This is a genomic window from Acidovorax sp. SUPP1855, from assembly GCF_030158955.1.
Lineage (GTDB): Bacteria > Pseudomonadota > Gammaproteobacteria > Burkholderiales > Burkholderiaceae_C > Paracidovorax.
On the sequence record NZ_BQXI01000006.1, the window covers coordinates 99,237 to 118,015 of the forward strand.

Here is an 18,779-nt window from a genome sequence, read left to right on the forward strand (position 1 = left end):
GTCAGCGCCGGCGGTTCAGCAGCGCGTAGAGGCCGATCGCGCCGAAGGTGGCGGTGCCGATGCCGCCCAGCGCGAAGTCGCCGAACTTCAGCGTGAAGTCCCCCGTGCCGATGATGAGCGTGATGGCCGCCACGATGAGGTTCTTGTTGTCCGAGAAGTCCACCCGGTTGTCCACCCAGATCTTGGCGCCGGCCACCGCGATGAGGCCGAACACGACGATGGAGACGCCGCCCATGACCGGCAGCGGAATCGCCTGGATCAGCGCGCCGAACTTCGGGCTGAAGCCCAGCAGCAGCGCGATCAGCCCCGCTACCAGGAACACGGCGGTGGAGTAGATCTTGGTGGCGGCCATCACGCCGATGTTCTCGGCATAGGTGGTCACGCCCGTGCCGCCCGCACTGCCGCTCACCATGGTGGCGATGCCGTCGCCGATGAACGCCCGGCCCATGTAGCGATCCAGGTTCTGGCCCGTCATGGCCGTCACGGCCTTGATGTGGCCCAGGTTCTCGGCCACCAGGATGACGGCCACGGGTGCGATCAGCAGCATGGCCGGGCCGCTGAACACCGGCGCCGTGAAGTGCGGCAAGCCCAGCCAGGGGGCGGAGGCCAGGGCCGACAGGTCGATCGGCTTGCCCCAGCCCAGCAGGTTGGTGAACACGGCATAGACCACGCTGGCGGCGATCAGCCCCAGCAGGATCAGCAGGCGCTGCGCCATGCCCCGCGTGAGCACGGCCACCAGGCCCACGCACACGAAGGTGACGGCCTGCATCCAGCTCTCGAAGTTGTTGGCCGCCATGTTCTTGATGGGAATGCCGGCCAGGTTCAGCCCGATCACCGCCACCACCGCGCCCGTCACCACGGGGGGCATGAAGCGCTCGATCCAGACGGTGCCGATGGCCTGCACCAGCGCGCCGATCAGGGTGTAGACCAGGCCGCACGCGACGATGCCGCCCAGCGCCACGGCCATGTTGGCATTGGGCCCCTGGCCGGCGTAGCCCGATGCGGCCACGACCACGCCGATGAAGGCGAAGCTGGAGCCCAGGTAGCTCGGCACCCGCCCGCCGGTGATGAGAAAGAAGATCAGCGTGCCCAGCCCGCTCATCAGGATGGCCACGTTGGGGTCGAACCCCATCAGGATGGGCGCGAGCACCGTGGCGCCGAACATCGCGATCACGTGCTGCACGCCCATCACGGCGGTCTGCCCCCAGGGCAGGCGTTCGTCGGGGGCGACGACGGCGCCCTGGGCAGCGGTGGTCACCCGCCAGCGGGGAAAGTAGGGGGAAGTCACGGTAAGGTCTCCTGAAAGGGTATGGGCACCGCGGCGTGCGGGTGCCGTCTGGATGGGGGAACGGCCGGTGGGGCGTGGGCGAGTTTAGGGTCAATGCACACCGGTGCGGCCGGGGGGCGGGGCGCCGCGTTTCGGCCCCTGGACCCACAGCCGCGTAGGACAGGGCCGACCTGCCGCGGCCGGGCCCTGCGATAACGTAGCCCTTCGGTATCGCAGCACGTCCCGCCGCCCGCCCCCGGGGCTTTTTTGACCTTTTCGAACCCTTCTGACGCACATGCCGCGCTACCGCCTCCGCTGGATTGCCCTGGGCGCCACTGCCGTGGCGCTGGCGTGCGCGGCCGCCTTGGCGATCTGGTGGCCGTCCGAGACCGAGCTGGCCCGCCGCGCAGGCGATGCCGCGACCGAGCGGCTGGGCGTGCCGGTCAAGGTCGGCCAGTTGCACTGGTCGCTGTTTCCTTCGCCGCGCGTGGAACTGCGCGACGTGCGCACCGAACAGGAAGCCCCCTTGAGCGCCGAGCGCCTCTCGGCCGGCGTGCGCTGGGGCGACCTGCTGCACCGGCGACTGGCGCTGACCGACCTGCAACTGGAGAACGCCACCATCCCGCAGGCCTCGCTTTCGGAGTTCCAGGTGCGGCCCACCGATGATGGCGCCGAATCCTCCCTGCCGTTCACCCTGTCCCCCATCCCGGTGGAGCGGGCCGACTGGCAAGGCGTGCGCTGGATCGGCCGCAACGGCCGCACGCTCGTCTACGCCGGCAGCGCCGAATTCGACACCGCATGGCGGCCCCGCCAGGCCTGGCTGGAGCGCACCGGCGCACCCGTGTCCACACGCATGGCCATCACGCGCGAGGGCGCCGAGGACCGCTGGCGGGCCGACGTGTCCGCCGGCGGGCGCACCGAGCAGGGCACCCTGCGCCTGCAGGAGATCAACGGCCGTTACCGGGTCACGGGCGCCATCGACTTCACTGGCGTCGATGTGGAGGGCGTCATGGCCGCCTTCGAGCGCCGCGCCGTGGTGGCCGGCAAGGCCAGCGGCCACACCGACCTGATCGCCGAGGGGGCCGACCCGGCCGAGGCGGTGCAGGCCCTGCACACCCGCACCCGTTTCACGGTGGCGCGGGCCCGGCTGCTCACCTTCGACCTGGAGCGGGCCGTGAAGACTGTGGGCACCCAGCGCGGCGGCACCACGCAGCTCGACAGCCTGGAAGGCGTGGTGCGCACCGAGGCGGACCGCAGCGGCACCATCGTGCGCTACAGCGACCTCAAGGCGACCTCCGGCGTGCTCACGGCCACGGGCGACGCGGTGCTGCAGAACCGGCGGGTGAGCGGCCACGTGGCCGTGGATCTGGTGGATGGCGTGGTGGGCATTCCACTCGAATTCGGCGGCACCATGGACGACACCACGCTGACCCTTCCGCCGGCCGCGCTGGCCGGCGCGGCCGTGGGCACGGCCGTGGCGCCGGGCGTCGGCACGGCCATCGGCGCCCGCATCGGTGAAACCCTGCGCCGCATCTTCGGCGGCGACGAGCCGGAGGTGCCGCCCCCCAAACGCCCGGTCCCGCGCCGTTGAGCGCACCCGGAACCCCGCCGCAAGGCCTGGATCTTCTTTTTGGTGCAGCATGGATAACCCCATTGAAAATGCCAGTCACCGCAATAAATACTAGGGCGTTACGCTATGAATTCAGGAGCAAATCAACAGGAAGGAGTGGTCGTATGACGGGTCGCAATCCGGCCCCGCCGGGCATGGGGCGGGTCGCTTTCGATCGATAGGAAACCGTGCCATGTCCAGCGGTATCCCCATCCATCCCCCTTCGTTCCTCGCCTCCGGCGGCGAGATGGCGCAGCGCATCGCCCGCCATGACTGGGCCGCCACGCCCCTCGGCCCCCTGGCCGCCTGGCCGGCCCACATGCAATGGGCCATTTCCACCATGCTGCACGCCGCCGTGCCCATGGCCACGCTGTGGGGCGAGTCCGGCGTGCTGCTCTACAACGACGCCTATGCGGCCTTCTCGGGCCAGCGCCACCCGCAGCTGCTGGGCTGCAACATCGGCGACGCCTGGCCCGAGGCGGCGCAGTTCAACCGCCACGTCGTGAAGACCGTCCTGGCCGGCGGCACCCTGAGCTACCGCGACCAGCCGTTCGTGCTGAACCTCAACGGGCGTGCCGAGCCGGTGTGGATCAACCTCGACTACTCGCCGCTGCTCGACGGGACCGGGCAGCCTGCGGGCGTGCTCGCACTGGTGGTGGACACCACCGCCAAGGTCCAGGCCGAGCGGCAGCTCAAGGGCGAGCAGGAGCGTTTCGCCCAGCTGTTCGAGCAGTCGCCCAGCTTCATGGCCATGCTGGAAGGGCCCGAGCACCGCATCGTGCTGGCCAACCCCGGCTACCTGCGGCTCGTGGGCAACCGGCCGCTGCTGGGCCTGACCGTGGCGCAGGCGCTGCCGGACGCGGCCACGCAGGGCTATGTCGAGTTGCTGGACCGGGTCTATGGCAGCGGAGAGGCCCTGACGGCGCATGCCGCCCGCTACGTCCGCCAGGCCGAGCCTGGCGGGCCGGAGCACGAGCTGTACGTGGACTTCGTCTTTCAGCCGATCCGCGATGCCGCGGGCGCGGTGACCGGCATCTTCGTGGAGGGCGTGGACATCACCGAGCGCATGGCGGCCGAGGCGCGGCGCGAGGCGCTGGCGCGGTTTTCCGACCAGTTGCGGTCGCTGGACAGCGTGGACGCCGTCTGCCTGGCCGCGGCCGAAACCCTGGGCCGCACTTTGAAGGTCAGCCGCGCGGGCTATGGCGCGGTGGATGCCGCCGCGCAGGCCGTGCACGTGCACCACGACTGGATGGCGCCCGGCTGCGATCCGCTCGCGCCGGTGCTGCACCTGCCCGATTTCGGCGGCTTCCTGGACGACCTGGCGCGCGATGAATCCGTGTGCGTGGCCGACGTGCGCGGCGACGCCCGCACCCGCGACCGGGCCCCGGCGCTGGAGGGGCTGTGCGCCCGCGCCTTCATGAACATGCCGGTGGTGGAACATGGCCAGCTGGTGGCCATGCTGTTCGCCCACCACGAGCACGTGCGCAAGTGGACGGGCGAGGAGATCGCCTTCATGCGCGAAGTGGCCGCCCGCACGCGCACCGCCGCCGAGCGCGCGCGCACCGAGGCCCAGCTGCGCGAGGTCAACGAGTCGCTGGAGCAGGCGGTGGCGCAGCGCACCCACGAGCTGATGGAGGTAGAGGCCAAGTACCGCCAGGCGCAGAAGATGGAGGCCATCGGCCAGCTGACCGGCGGCATCGCGCACGACTTCAACAACCTGCTGGGCGCCATGAGCGCCAGCCTGCAGGTGCTGGAAAAGCGCATCGCGCTGCACAAGTTCGACAACGCCGAGCGCTACATCGGCATGGCGCAGGGCTCGGTGCGCCGCGCCGCGTCCCTCACCCAGCGCCTGCTGGCCTTCTCGCGCCGCCAGACGCTGGATCCCAAGCCCGTGGACGTCAACCGGCTCATCGGCAGCATCGAGGAGATGGTGCGCCGCACGGTGGGCCCGGGCGTGGAGGTGGAGGTCGTCGGCGCGGGGGGCTGTGGCTCACCCGGGTCGATCCGTCGCAGTTGGAGAACGCGGTGCTCAACCTGTGCATCAACGCGCGCGACGCCATGTCGCCCCAAGGCGGGCGGCTGACCATCGAGACCGCCAACAAGTGGCTGGACGACCGCGCCGCCACCGAGCGCGAGCTGGCGCCGGGCCAGTACATCTCGGTGTGCGTGACCGACACCGGCGCGGGCATGGCGCCCGACGTGGCCGCCCGCGCGTTCGACCCCTTCTTCACCACCAAGCCCATGGGGCAGGGCACGGGCCTGGGCCTGTCGATGGTGTACGGCTTCGTGCGCCAGTCGGGCGGGCAGGTGCGCATCTATTCGGTGCCCGGCGAGGGCACCACCATGTGCCTGTACCTGCCGCGCTACCTGGGCGACGCCGATGCCGAGGTGCCCGAGCTGCCGGCCATGGACGACCACCGCGGCGAGGGCGAGGTGGTGCTGGTCATCGAGGACGAATCCATCATCCGTGGGCTCATCGCTGAAGAGCTGGAAAACCTGGGCTACCGGGTCGTCTCGGTGGGCGACGGGCCGGCCGGTCTGCACGTGCTGCAGTCCGGGCGCCGCGTGGACCTGCTGCTCACCGACGTGGGGCTGCCCGGCGGCCTGAACGGCCGCCAGGTGGCCGACGCCGCCCGCGTCACGCGCCCCGGCCTCAAGGTGCTGTTCATCACCGGCTATGCCGAGAATGCGGCCGTGGGCAACGGCCTGCTGGAATACGGCATGGAGGTGATCACCAAGCCCTTCGACGTGGGCGCGCTGGCCGCCAAGGTGCGGGAGATGATCGAGCGCTGAGGGGCACGGGCCCCGTGCGCTTTTGGTTCAGGGGCGGACCCGCTGGGTGGCGTGCGTGAAGAACGTGTTGCCGCCCGAGGTCTTGAACTCGCTGAACTCGCGCGACGGCGCCCCCGAGCCGGCGGTGCGCCAGCCGAAGAGCCCGGTCGGGCTGGGGTCGGGCGCAAGGCCCTCCGTGGCCACCTCGAGCGCCGCGTTGTAGAAGGCCGTGTACTGGGCGTTCCAGCGCAGGTTGGTGGCGTCGTTGACGAGTGCCAGCACCCCGTTGATCACCTTTTCCTGGCCCCCGCCCAGCCGGGGATACTGGTCGAATCCCTTGAACTGCACGCCGTGGGCGCTGGCGCGCACGATGTCCGTCAGGCTGCGCGCATTGGGGGCGCCGAAGTCCTGCGGCTTGCCCGAAGCGAGCCGGTTGTGGAGCACGCGCCGCATCATGCGCATGCCCTGCTTGGCATCCTCGATGTCCTTCACGCCGGTGTCGCGCCATGTCTGCGGCGCCGGGGCCTCGGCCAGGAACAGGCGCATCAGCATGCCGGCCTCGGAGGCGGCATCGGGCAGCGACACCGGCTTTCGGATCGTGATGCTGACCAGCGGCGGGGTGATCGTCAGCAGCGGCGCGCCGGCACCCTGCTGCACCTGGATGGCCAGCTTGGCATTGCCCTCGCGCAGGGCGGTGACCACGAAGGCCCACGAGTCGGCGCGGCTGTTGTGGGTGCTGCTCACCTCCAGCAGGTTGGGGATGTCGCTCACGGCGACGAGCTTCTGGCGCTTGTCGATGGCCTCGAGCTTGACGCGCAGCTTGTTGCCCACCACCAGGGTCAATACGCTGGGCACCGGGTCGTTGTAGGCGAACTTCAGGAGGGCATTGGGCATGGCTCGGATCGGAAGAGAGAGAAATAAAGGAAAAAAGGGGGCTGCGGCAGACCCGCAGGCAGGTGCTTCGGGCATCCACGGAATGCGCCGCGAAGTGGCAAGAGGGAAGAGAAGAGGGGACGGGACAGGGCCGAGACGCCTGGAAGGCGCCCAGGGCGGCCTCAGTGCAGCGTCAGGGCGGCGGCGGCCGGAACGCCGGCACGCGCACCGCAGTGCCGATGCGCCGGCACTGGCCCTGGATGCGCTCCACCCAGGCGCGGCTCACGAGGAAGGTGCTGGACCCCACGGCCTCGTCGGTGGCCACCACGTCGGTCTTCAGGTTCACCGACTTGCCATTCGCCAGCGCCGCGCCGCGCTCTGCCGGGTCGTCGTCCTGCGCGGGGTTCGGGGCCCCTGGCGGCACCCGCAGCCGGTAGATGTGCGATCCGTTGGTCCAGACCATCCACACCAGGTCAAAGCCTTCCGGGTCGGCCTTGGACGGCGGAAACGCCTGCTGCACGAAGCAAAACGACTGGGGCCGCCGCGTCTGCCGCAGTTCCGTCAGGAACGCGCGGAGCATGGCCGGGCTGGCGATGTGTTCCGGGGCCGGGGTCGAGAAGGCCGGGTCGGCCGCCACGGGCTGCGGGCGGCCCGCGTCGGCCCAGGCGCCGGGCGCGAGAGTCGCCAGCAGGGCCGCCAGGCCCCAGGCATGCAGCCTCGGGCGCGCCTTAGGAAACAGGGACAAAACGGGGCGCAGCCGGGGTACGTGCATGGGGCAGGAAGGGAAGCCGGGACCGGCGTAGTGTACGCAGGCGCCTGCCCCCCGCCATGGCGCGGTGGCCAAGGCGAGGGCCCTGTGGCAGACCCCGCGGCGGGGGCGTCAGCCGTTGGTGGCGATCACCGCGCTGATGAGGCCGGGGCCGGGGAAGTCGGCCATGACCATGCCCACCCGCCCGTGCAGTTCCCCCCCCGGGCCCATGCGGGGGTACAGGAGCTGGTTCGTCCCGTCGAAGGCGATCGAGCAGATGCCGATGAAGCATTTGACGCGGGGAAAGTCGGGCCAGCTGTTCTTCCAGCCCGGGGTGGTCCGCCCCGTCATGAGCAGGGGGGCGTTGGTCTGGGGGCTCGACGCCCCGCTGGCGACGAAATAGGGGAACGAGCCGGACGCGGCGCTCAGGTAGTTGATGTAGGCCTGGTCGCGGCTTCCGGCGATCGCCGCGCGGGCATGTGCCTTGACCTTTTCCCACTTGTCGTACAGGTCCCAGTTGGTGCCCAGCTTCCATTCGTCCTGGATGCTGAACGCGCCGGGGTACGCGATGCCGTACTGGTGCGTCGCGGTGAAGTTCTGCAGCACCACGATCTTGCCGCGCAGGTCCTTGAGCACGGGGTTGCCGCCGGTGCCATCCGTGGGCGGCTGCCAGAAGGCGGCCTGGTTGGGCTGGTAGTAGCGGTTCTTGAACGTTTCCTCGAAAGTCTCGGTGTTGCCGCCGCCGTCGCCCTCCTGCTTGATCCGCATGAACACGGTTTCCGACGGGTGGGTCTTCAGGAAGTCGATCACGGTGGCGAGCACGTCGGAGAAGTACGCGTACTGGAATTGGATGCCGTGGTAGATCGGCAGTTCGTCCTTGGTGTGGTTGCACCGGATGTCCAGCACGCGGATGCCGGATTTGAGTTGGTTCGCCAGCGGCATCGACTGCGTCTGGGTGATGTCGCCGCCATAGAACGACATGGTGTCGTGCGTGCCGGGCAGGGACAGCTCGCTGAGCCTGCGCCCGTCCGGCAGGTGCGCCATCCAGTCGGTGTTGCTGGTCTTTATTTCCGAATCATGTGATATCCCTGCCGGCTGGCCGCCAGCTCGCCCGTGGGCACGTGGATCGCCGCGCATTGCATGAGCACCTGAGTCATCGTTCACCTCCTAAAAATGCATGTTTGTGAAAAATCGGTTGCCGGGCGGGTGGTGCCGCCCACCTGTAGCAGCCGGCACCCCCGACCCGCAAGACTAGAGAGGCAGTGCCTCGCGCGCATCCCTGATATCGGGGATGCATGCCGTTTTTCCTGCGTGCAGCGCCCCTGCCGATGAGCGCGCCCGCACCGCTGGCCGTGGCCGCCGTGCTGCTGGTGGAGGACGACCCCGCCTGCGCGCGGCGCCTGGCCCGCCTGCTCGGGCAGGTCCATCCCGGGGCATCGGTGGCGCACGCCGGCAGCCTGGCCCAGGCCGGCGCGTTGTGGCCCGCGCGTGGCTTCGATCTGGCGCTGGTGGACCTGCAGCTGCCGGATGGTTCGGGACTGGCGCTGCTGGAGGCGTTTTCGCGAGCCCGACCGTCACTGGAGGCCGTGGTGGTCTCCGCCTGGGGGCACACCGACACGATCGTCGCGGCCATCCAGGCCGGCGCGCGGGGCTATCTGCTCAAGAGTGCCGAAGACGATGAACTGGTGCGCGCGCTGGCCTGCATGCGGGCCGGGGGGGCGCCCATCGACCCGCTGGTCGCCGCGCGCATCCTCGCCCTGCTGGCCTCGGCCCCCGGCCAAGGCGCCAGCACCGCACCGCCGGCCCCTGGCGCCGGCAGCGGCGCTGCCGACGGGGTGCTGCGCGTGGCGCTGTCGGCGCGCGAGTTGCAGGTGCTGCACCAGGTGGCGCTCGGGGACACCAACCGCGAGATCGCGCACACCCTGGGCCTGTCCGTGCACACCGTGGAATGCCACACCCGCAGCATCTACCGCAAGCTGGTGGTGCGCACCCGCACGGAGGCCGTGGTCCTGGCACAGGCGCAAGGCTGGCTCTAGTGGAGCGCAGGGCGTCGCGTGGTGCCTCGCTGGCGCTGGCTGCCCTGCTCGCCCTGGGCGCGGTGGCCCTGCTGGTGAGCGCCTTGCTGCCGTCCCCGCGGGCCTGGGGGGCGGGCGATCTCCTGGCCTTCACCGCCGTGGAGTCGGTGCGCGGCGAGCCGCTGGAGGCCATGGCATCCCAGGCGCCCGCCGTGGCCGCGCCGCCCGCGCACGGCTGGGTGCCCGTCACCTTGCCCGATGCCTGGAGCGACCGCTGGCCCGCGCACGACGGCGTGGTGTGGTACCGCCTGCGCTTCACGCTGCCGCCCGACATCCCCGCGGAGCGGGAGTTCGCACTCGCCCTGGACGCGATGAACATGGCCGGCGCGGTGTGGCTCGACGGCCAGTTGCTGTGGCGCGACGAGCGCCTGGCCGAACCCGGCTTGACCCGGGCCTGGAACCAGCCGCGCTTCGTGCGCCTGGGCGCGCTGCGGGCGCCGGGGCCGGGCCGTGCGCAGGCCGGGGACGAGCACACGCTGCTTGTGCGCATCACCGGCTACGCGCCCTATGTGGGCGGCCTGAGCGAGGTGTGGCTGGGGGCCGCGGACCCGGTGCAGCGCCTGCACGCCCAGGCGCAATGGTGGCGCGTGGGCCTGCAGCAGGTGAGCCTGGGGGTCAACGTGGCCATGGCGCTGCTGTTTCTCATGCTGTGGATCTGCTGGCCGCGCGAGCGGCTGTACGGATGGTTCGCGCTCACGGCGCTGGCGTGGTCCGCGGGCTGCTACAACCAGGTGGCCACGGGCGTGTGGCCGCTGCGCACCGTGCCGCAATGGCAGTTCGCGATGGCCGCGCTGCTGCTGCTGTTCGCCGGCAGCTACCTGGTCTTCGTCTTCCGCTTCGCCGGCCGGCGCCATGTCCGCTGCGAGGCCGCCCTGGCCTTCACCCTGGGCGCAGCCGTCCTCGCCGGCATCCTGGCCATGGGCCGGTATCCGCAGGCGCTGCCGGCCGTGCGGATGGCGACGTTGCTGGCCGGGCTGCTGCTGTTCATGCTGGCGGTGGCCTATGTGCTGCAGCATGCCCTGCGCACGCGCAGCCCCTCCAGCATCGCGCTGGCGCTGGCCGTGGTGATCGCGCTGGCCGGCGGGCTGCACGACATGGCGGCCCTTCTCGCGTGGATCGACGACACGCGCTATTACGCGGTGGTCTGTTCCACCTTCTCGCTCGTGAGCATGGCGTTCCTGCTGGCGTGGCGGCTGCGCAGCGCGTTCGAGCGCGAGGCTTACTTCAATGCGGAACTGCGCGAGAAGGTGGAGGGCGCGCGCGCCGAGTTGACCGCGGCGCTGGCCCGGCAGCGCGCCCTGGAACTGGCCAACGCCCGCCAGGCCGAGCGCATCGGCATGGTGCGCGACCTGCACGACGGCCTGGGCGGCACGCTGGTCCATGCGGCGGCCTGCTGGGGCGAGGCGCCGCAGGTGCCGGTGCCCGCGCCGCAGGCGCTCGCGGTGCTGGCGCAGATCAGCGACGACCTGCGGCTGATCATCGACACCACGGCCCATGTGCCGCAAGGGGATCTGCAGGCCCTGCTGGCCGCCCCCCGGCGCCGCCTGATGTCGCGCCTGCAGGCCGCGGGCATCGATGCCCGCTGGCATGCCGAGGGCCTGGACGGGGTGCGGCTGGAGGGGGCGCGTGCGCTGAACCTGCTGCGGCTCCTGCAGGAGGCCGTGACCAATGCCATCCGGCACAGCGGAGCGCGCCGCGTCGGCATATCGGTGCTGCGCCGGGGGGCGTGCCTGCAGGTCTGCGTGCAGGACGACGGCCGGGGTTTCGATGCCACGCGGGCCGGCGCGCAGGGGATGGGGCTGGCGAACATGCGGCAGCGCGCGATCGCCCTGGAGGCGGTGCTGCAGCTCGAAACCGCCCCGGGCCAGGGGTGCCGGGTGGCCGTCGACGTGGCATGGCAGGCCGCCGATCCGCCAGTTCCCCCGGTCCCTTCGGGCGATTGACTTTTCAGTGCGCGCGGCTGGCGAGCGCCCGCTCGATGCGGTGCCGCGTCACGGTGGTCTTGGGCACCTTGAACGGGAACCAGGCGCGCACGTCCTCGTCCAGCCCGATGCCGTGCATGTAGTTGTAGATCGCCTTCTTCAGCGCGCCGCCCAGCGCGTCGTGGTCCACGCCGGTGGGGTCGATGAAGGCCACGTCGTTCTTGGCGAAGCCGCCCGGCGGCAGCGGCGCGAGCGTGACGCCGTACTCCCCGGGGTTCTTGCCCACGGGCGAGTGCACGGTGCAGGCGAAGCGGTGGAAGAACCCGCTCTGGATGCAGCCGTTGGCGAACAGCTGGCGCACGTATTCGAGCGCATCCACGGTGTCCTGCACCGTCTGGGTCGGAAAACCGTACATCAGGTACGCGTGCACGAGGATGCCGGCATCGGTGAAGGCCCGCGTCACGCGCGCCACCTGGTCCACCGACACGCCCTTCTTCATGAGCTGCAGCAGCCGGTCTGAGGCCACCTCCAGCCCGCCCGAGATCGCGATGCAGCCGGAGTCGGCCATCAGCTCGGCCAGCTCGGGCGTGAAGGTCTTCTCGAACCGCACGTTGCCCCACCACGAGATGCCGGCGTTGCGTTCGATCAGCTCGGTGGCGAGCGCCTTGAGGGCCTTCGGCGGAGCGGCCTCGTCCACGAAGTGAAAGCCGGTCTGCCCGGTCTCGCGCACGATCTGCTCGATGCGGTCGGCCAGCACGGCGGCGCTCGCGCCCTCGTAGCGGCTGATGTAGTCCAGGCTCACGTCGCAGAAGCTGCACTTCTTCCAGTAGCAGCCGTGGGCAACGGTGAGCTTGTTCCAGCGCCCGTCGCTCCACAGCCGGTGCATGGGGTTGAGCATGTCCAGCAGCGAGAGGTAGCGGTCCAGCGGCAGGCCGTCCCAGGTGGGCGTGCCCACCTCGGCGAAGGCGATGTCGGCCTCCATCATGTTCACGTACTGCACGGCGCCGTCGTCGCCCCGCACGAAGGTGCGCACCAGGCGCTGGCGGCCGCGCTGGCCCTGCACGTGCTCCAGCAGCGCGAGCAGCGGGCGCTCGCCCGCGTCCAGCGTCACGTAGTCGAAATGGTCGAACACGCGGGGCTCGGCCAGCTCGCGCAGTTCGGTGTTCACGAAGCCGCCGCCCAGCACCGTGGCGATGTGCGGGTAGCGCGCCTTGATGGCCTGCGCGATGCGAAAGGCCGCGTACACCGAGCCGGGAAAGGGCACGGACAGCAGCACCACGTCGGGCGTGTGGCGCGCGATGGCCTCGTGCGTGAGCGCCTCGAGCATCTCGTCCACCAGCGTGGGCGGCGCGGCCAGCGCGTCGGCCAGCGGATCGAAGGTGGGCTGGCTGCCGGCCAGCGACTCGGCATAGCGCACGAACTCGAAGCGCTCGTCCACCGCATCGCGCAATACGTCGGCCAGGTCGTTCAGGTACAGCGTGGCGATGTGCTTGGCCTTGTCGTGCAGGCCCAGGGCGCCGAAGGCCCAGCCCAGCGGATCGCCGCCCTCGTCGTCCACATAGACGTCGAGCGAGGCGAAGCGCGGGCCCTCGGGCAGGTAGTGGCGCCCGGCGATGCGGTGCGCGAGCGTCGAGTCGCGCCCCTGCAGGAATGCGATGGCCGGCGCCACCGTGGCGAGGTAGCGGTCCTGCTGCGCGGCGAAGGACTGGACCGCCGGGCTGCGCCGCGCCTCGGGCAGGGCCTGCACCCGCGCGGCCACGGCCTGCAGGCCCTCGGGCGAGAGCAGGCGCAGCACCAGGGCCAGCGCCAGGTCTTCCTGGAACGCGGTGACGCCGCGCGAGCGCAGAAAGCCCGTCAGGTAGGCGCTGGAGGGGTAGGGCGTGTTCAGCTGCGTCATCGGCGGGATGACGGCCAGCACGCGGGGGGTCGAGGCGGACATGGGTGTGGGGCAGGGCGGCCGCGCAAAAAGGCGGGGGCAGCAAAGCGCGGCGGAAGGCGGGCGAGGGCCGATTATCCCGCCGGGCTCAGGCCGGCGCGCCGCGTGGGGGCTTCGGCCGCCCGGACACGGGCAGTGCGCTCGCCTGCCAGGCGAAGCGGAACGTGGGCACCCGCGTGCCGCCGGGCGCGTCCCACTGGTCGGCCTGCACGTTCGCGGCCCCGTGGGCGGCATAGAAGCGCTGCGCCTGCAGGTTGCTCTGCAGCACCCAGAGGTACAGCCCCGCATCGGCGCAGGCCGCGGCGCAGTGGTCCGCCACGGCGGCGAGCAGCTGCGCGCCGATGCCCGTCCCGTGCGCCTGCGCGCTCACGTGGATGTTGTCCAGCAGGCTGCCCCACACCGGGTCTTCTCCCGGATAGGCGCAGACGAATCCGAGCAGGCGGTCGCCTTCAGCGGCCACGATCACGTGCTGCCCAGCGGGCGGATGCGGTGATTGAAGCCGCTGCGTCCAGAGGGCCAGCCGGTCGGCTTCCACGTCGGTGGCGAGGTAGTGCTCGGACAGGGCGCCCCGGTAGGCGAACCGCCAGCTGGCGGTGTGCAGGGCCGCGATGGCCGGGGCGTCGGCGGGTCGGGCGGGGCGCAGGTGCGCGGTCATGGCCGGCCTTTCTTTGCCGCGCGGTCGAACTTCTGCCAGTACCGGAATTCGTCCTCGTGCACCTCGATATCGATTTCGGCCACGCGCTGCTGCAGGCGCTCCTGCACGTCGGCCACGGCCTGGTTGTAGACGCTGGGTCCGATCTCCTCCAGAAAGAAGCCCAGCAGGCCGCTGGCGGCGATGTTGCCGATCTTCTCTTCCATGTTGTCGCGGAAATACCGCTCGATCGAGGCCACGGCCTGCTGGTGGACGTCCTTGGGCAATGCGATGGTCATGCGGGCTCCAGTGCGAAGGGGCCGGCTGCGGGAGGGCGGAAAGCCCCAAGCCGGCGACCCGGTCGATTCTGCCCGCCTTCGGTCCCCGCCCGCCCGTGCCCCTTCAGCCGGCCGCCGGCACCACCCGGTGGCCCGCGGCGGCCAGCAGCGCGCAGGCGCGTTCGCCGTCCGCCTGCGACACCAGCAGGTGGTCGCCGTCGAAGGTGGAGACCACGAAGATGCCGATGCCGTTCTCCGACAGCGGGCGGATCACCGACAGGACGATGCCCGTCTCGCCGAAGCCGAACGGCCCCACGAAACGGAACGCCACCCAGCCCCGGTCGGCCTGCACGCCGTCCGGCACGCGCGCCTGCAGGCAGGTGATCGACAGTTCCTCGCCGCTGCGCGAGATCGAGACGAACCCCTCGCCATCGGCCCACGGCGGAATGGCCGCCTGCGGCGCGAGCCGGGCGACGGCGTAGAGGGAGGGCAGGGTGGCGAGCGTGATGCTGCGGGTGGAGAGGGGTGGAGCAGTCATGGGGTGGAATGCAGGGGGGTGAAGGCCAGGAACAGCGCGATCGAGAACATGACCGCCGCGATGCCCGCGTCCAGGCAGCGCCAGGCCACCGGCCGGGCGAACCATGGCGCCAGCCGCCGCGCGCCCAGCCCGAGCGTGAGGAACCACAGGGTGGAGGCCGTGGTGGCGCCTAGCGTGAAGCGCAGCTGCTGGCCCGCCGGCTGCTGGCCGCCCAGCGCGCCCAGCAGCACCACGGTGTCCAGATACATGTGCGGGTTGAGCAGCGACACGGCCAGCACCGCCGCGAGCGCCTGCCGCGCCGTGGGGCCCGCGCCCGGCGCGCCCAGGCCGGCGGCCAGTGCGCCATCGGGCCGCAATGCACGCCGCAGCGCCCCCAGGCCGTACCAGGCCAGGAACGCCGCGCCGCCCCAGCGGGCGATCGCCAGCAGCCACGGCTGGCCCTGGATCAGCGCGCCCATGCCGGCCACGCCCGCGGCGATGGCGATCACGTCGATGGCGATGCAGGTCCCCACCGTGAGGGCCACATGCCGCCCGAGCAGGCCGACGCGCAGCACATGCGCGTTCTGCGCACCGATGGCGATGATCAGGCCGGCCCCGGCGCCGAAACCATGCAGAAAAGGGGCGATGGAAGACCACATCGGCGAATTGTCTGGGGCCGGGGTCGAATCCCATCCTGAATGGGGAAAATATCGACTTGGCTGAGAATTCCTCAGCTTTCAACCCTAAAGGCTCCATGGCACTGGATTCCAAACAATGCGAGGCCTTTCTCGCCGTGGCCGAGGCGGGCAGTTTCGAGCAGGCCGCCGCCGCACTGCACATCACGCCCTCGGCGGTGTCGCTGCGCGTGCGCGCGCTGGAGACGCGGCTCGGCCAGCCGCTCATCGTGCGCGGGCGGCCCAGCCGCGCCACCCGGGCGGGCCGGCAACTGCTGCAGCACCTGCAGCGCGCCCGCGTCATGGAACACGACCTGCTGGCGGGGCTCTCGGGCGGCGATGGGGACGGGGATGCGTTCTTCGCCGTCACGCTCGCGGTCAATGCCGATTCGCTCGCCACTTGGCTGCTGCCGGCGCTGTCGGGCGTGCTGCAGCGCGAGCGCATCGCCATCGAACTGGTGGTGGACGACCAGGAGCACACCCACTCTCTGCTGGAGGCCGGCCTGGCCCATGCCTGCGTGTCGGCCCAGCCGCATGCCATGCGCGGCTGCACGGCCGAGCCGCTGGGCCGCATGCGCTACCGGCTGGTGGCCTCGCCCGCATTCGCCGCGCAATGGTTCGGGCCGCGCGGCATCACCCGGGCGTCGGCGCGCCGGGCCCCCACGGTGGTGTTCAACCGCAAGGACCCGCTGCAGGCCAATGCGCTGCTCAATGCGTTCGGGCTGCAGGCCAGCGCCTATCCGAGCCATTACGTGCCGGCATCGGAGCCCTTTGTCGCGGCGATCCGGCTGGGGCTGGGCTACGGCATGGTGCCGGAGCTGCAGATCGGCGATGCCATCGAGCGCGGCGAGCTGATCGACGTGCTGCCCGATGCGGCGACGGACGTGGCCCTGTACTGGCACGGCTGGGCGCAGCAGCCGTCCCGGCTGGAGCGGCTTGCCCAGCGGGTGATGCAGGCGGCCCGGGGGCTGCTGTAGGCCCGCCGTTCGCTCACGTGGCGGCGCCCGGCCCGGGTACGGCGTAGAAGCCCAGGAACATGTCCACCGCGTCGTGCAGCACCTGTCGCTGCTGGGCCGGCGTGAGCGGCGGCTGACCCAGCGCCAGCTGCGGCCAGAAGGCGAAGGCCTTGACCATGCCCTGCAGCTGGTGCGCGGCGTATTGCGGATCGACCCCGCCACGCAGGCGGCCGGCCTGCTGCGCCGCGTGGATCCACGCGGGAACGCCTTCTTCCTTCTCGCCCAGGCGCGCCACCATGGCCTGCGCGCGGGCCGGGGTGTGCAGCATCTCGGCCATGGCCACGCGCGACAGGTCCATGAACGCCGCATCGCCCAGCAGCGCCATCTTGCGCTCCAGCAGCTCCAGCAACTGCGCGCGCAGGGGCCGCTGCGGATCGTGCCCCGGGGCCGCCAGCGACTGGCTGCGGTCCCACAGCTGCCCGAGGATGGCGGCGAACAGGTCGTCCTTGCTGGGGAAATGGTTGTAGACCGTGCGCTTGGAGACCGCGGCCGCGGCGGCCACCCGGTCCATGCTGGTGCCGGCAAAGCCGTGCTCGCGGAACTCGCCGATCGCCGCCTGGACGATGGCATGGCGCTTGCGGTCGGTCAGGCGGGAGGGTGGCGGAGCGATGGCGGTCATAGGCAAAATTTTACACTGGGCAGTTTACTTTTCTGGATAGAACACTACACTGTGCAGTGCAGTTTTTGCGAAGGCTTAGCTCCCTGCCTCGCCGCATGTTCCGGATTTCCCGGCTGCTTCACTCCCTACATCGCCATGGCTTACCGCATGTCCTCCTGTTCCGAATCGCCGGCCGCTCCGCACGGCCCGTCGCCCCAGTTCGTTGACGGGCGCTTTCGCAACGCGGCGCCCCGGCACCGCCTGGGCATGCTCAAGACGCTCGGCGTGCTGTGGCGGTTCGCCCTCGGCAAGCCCGCGGACACGGTGCCGGACCGGCCCATCGCCGTCCAGCCCCTGACCACCGCCGCACTGCTGCAGGCGCCGGACGACAGCCTGTGGCGGCTGGGGCATTCGACCCTGCTGCTCAAGCTGGACGGCCGGTTCTGGCTCACCGACCCGGTGTTTTCCGAGCGCGCCTCGCCGGTGCAGTTCCTGGGCCCCAAGCGCTTTCATGCGCCGCCGCTGGCCATCGAAGACCTGCCGCCCATCGCGGGCGTGATCCTCTCGCACGACCATTACGACCACCTGGACCACGCGGCGATCCTGAAGCTCGCGCCCAAGGTGGAGCACTTCGTCGCGCCGCTGGGCGTGGGCGACCGCCTCATCGCCTGGGGCGTGCCGGCGGCCAAGGTGCAGCAGTTCGACTGGTGGCAGGGCACGACCCTCGGCGGGCTGCGCCTGGTGGCCACACCGGCGCAGCATTTTTCGGGGCGCAGCCTGTCGGACGGCAACCGCACGCTGTGGGCGTCGTGGGTGCTGATGACGGCGGACACCCGCATCTTCTTCACCGGCGACACGGGCTATTTCGACGGCTTCCAGGCCATCGGCGAGCGCTTCGGCCCGTTCGATCTCACGCTGGTGGAAACCGGCGCCTACAACGCCGACTGGCCCGACGTGCACATGCAGCCCGAGCAGAGCCTGCAGGCCCATCTGGACGTGAAGGGCCGCTACATGATGCCCATCCACAACGGCACGTTCGACCTGTCGCTGCACCCGTGGACCGAGCCCTTCGAGCGCATCACCGCGCTGGCCGCCGCAGCCGGCGTGCCGCTGGTGGCGCCGGCGATGGGCGAGCGGCTGGACATCCGGGCGCCGGCGCCGTCCCGCCAGTGGTGGCGAGAAGCCGCGGTGCCGTCCGCGCGCTGAAAGAGCGCGCCGCGCGGCGAGGGCTTCAGGCCGCCGCCGCGCCCGCCTGCGGCGCCGCGAGGTAGTTGTTCTTCACGCGCACGTAGTGCTCGGCCGAATACCGCAGGTACGCGATTTCCTGCGGTGTCAGCGCCCGCTGCCGCACGGCCGGGCGGCCCGTGTAGAGGTAGCCGCTCTCCAGCACCTTGCCGGGCGTGACCAGGCTGCCGGCGCCGAGCATCACGCGGTCGCCGACCACCGCGTCGTCCATCACGATGCTGCCCATGCCGATCAGGCACTCGTCCCCGATGGTGCAGCCGTGCAGGATCACCGAATGGCCCAGCGTGACGTGGCTGCCGATCACGAGCGGCGAGCCGTCCGGCTTGCCCGGATGGCGGTGCGACACGTGGCCCATGGCCAGGTCCTGCACGTTGGAGCATTCGCCCACCACGATGCGGTTCACGTCGCCGCGCAGCACCGCGTTGCACCACACCGAGCTGTCGCGCCCCAGGTGCACATCGCCGATCACCTGGGCCGAGGGGTGGAGGTAGACGCCGGCGTCCAGCGCGGGGGCGGTGTCGAGGTAGGGGGCGAGGGGCATGGGGTGCGGTCCGGAGAGAAAGGGGCGGGACGTTGGCGTCGGCAGCGATCTTATGCAAGAACCCCGTGCGCCGCGGC

At 71.0% G+C, this 18,779-nt stretch carries 18 protein-coding genes; 7 read left to right on the forward strand and 11 right to left on the reverse strand.

From position 1 onward, the window contains the following. Position 1 precedes the first annotated feature (1 nt). Complete coding sequence (locus AVMA1855_RS07305; RefSeq protein WP_284425191.1) at positions 2 to 1,288, reverse strand: solute carrier family 23 protein; 1,287 nt, start codon at positions 1,286 to 1,288, stop codon at positions 2 to 4. A gap of 274 nt (positions 1,289 to 1,562) precedes the next feature. Here AVMA1855_RS07305 and AVMA1855_RS07310 point away from each other — a divergent pair, with 274 nt between their 5' ends. The 3 genes from AVMA1855_RS07310 (at position 1,563) to AVMA1855_RS26610 (ending at position 5,669) form a co-directional block, all read left to right on the forward strand. After that, complete coding sequence (locus AVMA1855_RS07310; RefSeq protein ID WP_284425192.1) at positions 1,563 to 2,858, forward strand: AsmA family protein; 1,296 nt, start codon at positions 1,563 to 1,565, stop codon at positions 2,856 to 2,858. A gap of 211 nt (positions 2,859 to 3,069) precedes the next feature. Next, on the forward strand, positions 3,070 to 4,959 hold the full coding sequence (locus tag AVMA1855_RS07315) for a PAS domain-containing sensor histidine kinase (RefSeq protein ID WP_349817094.1): 1,890 nt from the start codon (positions 3,070 to 3,072) through the stop codon (positions 4,957 to 4,959). Next, on the forward strand, positions 4,902 to 5,669 hold the full coding sequence (locus tag AVMA1855_RS26610) for an ATP-binding protein (protein WP_349817095.1): 768 nt from the start codon (positions 4,902 to 4,904) through the stop codon (positions 5,667 to 5,669). The genes AVMA1855_RS07315 and AVMA1855_RS26610 overlap by 58 nt, the downstream gene beginning before the upstream one ends. A gap of 27 nt (positions 5,670 to 5,696) precedes the next feature. Here AVMA1855_RS26610 and AVMA1855_RS07320 read toward each other — a convergent pair whose 3' ends face one another. The 3 genes from AVMA1855_RS07320 to AVMA1855_RS07330 all read right to left on the reverse strand — a co-directional run bounded on the left by AVMA1855_RS07320 (position 5,697) and on the right by AVMA1855_RS07330 (position 8,313). After that, positions 5,697 to 6,542: a hypothetical protein gene (locus AVMA1855_RS07320; RefSeq protein WP_284405618.1), complete on the reverse strand. Its 846-nt coding sequence runs from the start codon at positions 6,540 to 6,542 to the stop codon at positions 5,697 to 5,699. A 172-nt stretch (positions 6,543 to 6,714) separates the two neighbouring features. Beyond that, the gene (locus AVMA1855_RS07325) at positions 6,715 to 7,293 is read right to left on the reverse strand and encodes a hypothetical protein (RefSeq protein ID WP_284425193.1); all 579 of its coding nucleotides are present in this window, start codon (positions 7,291 to 7,293) and stop codon (positions 6,715 to 6,717) included. Positions 7,294 to 7,401: 108 nt separating this feature from the next. Further along, on the reverse strand, positions 7,402 to 8,313 hold the full coding sequence (locus AVMA1855_RS07330; protein ID WP_284425194.1) for a phosphatidylinositol-specific phospholipase C: 912 nt from the start codon (positions 8,311 to 8,313) through the stop codon (positions 7,402 to 7,404). A gap of 284 nt (positions 8,314 to 8,597) precedes the next feature. Between AVMA1855_RS07330 and AVMA1855_RS07335 the strand changes: the two genes are divergently transcribed. Both AVMA1855_RS07335 and AVMA1855_RS07340 read left to right on the forward strand, forming a co-directional pair. Then, positions 8,598 to 9,305 (forward strand): response regulator transcription factor, encoded by a 708-nt coding sequence (locus AVMA1855_RS07335; RefSeq protein ID WP_284425195.1) that lies wholly within the window; start codon positions 8,598 to 8,600, stop codon positions 9,303 to 9,305. Further along, a complete protein-coding gene (locus tag AVMA1855_RS07340; protein WP_284425196.1) occupies positions 9,305 to 11,287 on the forward strand; it encodes a sensor histidine kinase in 1,983 nt (660 codons plus the stop codon). The genes AVMA1855_RS07335 and AVMA1855_RS07340 overlap by 1 nt, the downstream gene beginning before the upstream one ends. A gap of 4 nt (positions 11,288 to 11,291) precedes the next feature. On the opposite strand, the gene AVMA1855_RS07345 is transcribed toward AVMA1855_RS07340, so the two are convergent. The 5 genes from AVMA1855_RS07345 to AVMA1855_RS07365 all read right to left on the reverse strand — a co-directional run bounded on the left by AVMA1855_RS07345 (position 11,292) and on the right by AVMA1855_RS07365 (position 15,287). Beyond that, complete coding sequence (locus AVMA1855_RS07345; RefSeq protein WP_284425197.1) at positions 11,292 to 13,205, reverse strand: B12-binding domain-containing radical SAM protein; 1,914 nt, start codon at positions 13,203 to 13,205, stop codon at positions 11,292 to 11,294. 85 nt (positions 13,206 to 13,290) lie between these two features. Next, on the reverse strand, positions 13,291 to 13,857 hold the full coding sequence (locus tag AVMA1855_RS07350; RefSeq protein WP_284425198.1) for a GNAT family N-acetyltransferase: 567 nt from the start codon (positions 13,855 to 13,857) through the stop codon (positions 13,291 to 13,293). Continuing rightward, on the reverse strand, positions 13,854 to 14,132 hold the full coding sequence (locus AVMA1855_RS07355; protein ID WP_284425199.1) for a DUF2164 domain-containing protein: 279 nt from the start codon (positions 14,130 to 14,132) through the stop codon (positions 13,854 to 13,856). Before AVMA1855_RS07355 ends, AVMA1855_RS07350 begins: the two co-directional genes overlap by 4 nt. Before the next feature lie 103 nt (positions 14,133 to 14,235). After that, positions 14,236 to 14,649: an ACT domain-containing protein gene (locus AVMA1855_RS07360; RefSeq protein ID WP_284425200.1), complete on the reverse strand. Its 414-nt coding sequence runs from the start codon at positions 14,647 to 14,649 to the stop codon at positions 14,236 to 14,238. Continuing rightward, positions 14,646 to 15,287: a LysE/ArgO family amino acid transporter gene (locus AVMA1855_RS07365; protein WP_284425201.1), complete on the reverse strand. Its 642-nt coding sequence runs from the start codon at positions 15,285 to 15,287 to the stop codon at positions 14,646 to 14,648. The genes AVMA1855_RS07360 and AVMA1855_RS07365 overlap by 4 nt, the downstream gene beginning before the upstream one ends. 95 nt (positions 15,288 to 15,382) lie before the next feature. Here AVMA1855_RS07365 and AVMA1855_RS07370 point away from each other — a divergent pair, with 95 nt between their 5' ends. Then, entirely contained in the window at positions 15,383 to 16,279 is an 897-nt protein-coding gene (locus AVMA1855_RS07370; protein WP_284425202.1) for a LysR family transcriptional regulator ArgP, read from the forward strand. A gap of 13 nt (positions 16,280 to 16,292) precedes the next feature. On the opposite strand, the gene AVMA1855_RS07375 is transcribed toward AVMA1855_RS07370, so the two are convergent. Then, the gene (locus AVMA1855_RS07375) at positions 16,293 to 16,937 is read right to left on the reverse strand and encodes a TetR/AcrR family transcriptional regulator (protein ID WP_284425203.1); all 645 of its coding nucleotides are present in this window, start codon (positions 16,935 to 16,937) and stop codon (positions 16,293 to 16,295) included. Between the two features lie 147 nt (positions 16,938 to 17,084). Between AVMA1855_RS07375 and AVMA1855_RS07380 the strand changes: the two genes are divergently transcribed. Further along, complete coding sequence (locus tag AVMA1855_RS07380) at positions 17,085 to 18,122, forward strand: MBL fold metallo-hydrolase (protein ID WP_284425204.1); 1,038 nt, start codon at positions 17,085 to 17,087, stop codon at positions 18,120 to 18,122. Between the two features lie 25 nt (positions 18,123 to 18,147). Here AVMA1855_RS07380 and AVMA1855_RS07385 read toward each other — a convergent pair whose 3' ends face one another. Next, positions 18,148 to 18,702 (reverse strand): gamma carbonic anhydrase family protein, encoded by a 555-nt coding sequence (locus tag AVMA1855_RS07385; protein WP_284425205.1) that lies wholly within the window; start codon positions 18,700 to 18,702, stop codon positions 18,148 to 18,150. Between the last annotated feature and the right edge of the window lie 77 nt (positions 18,703 to 18,779).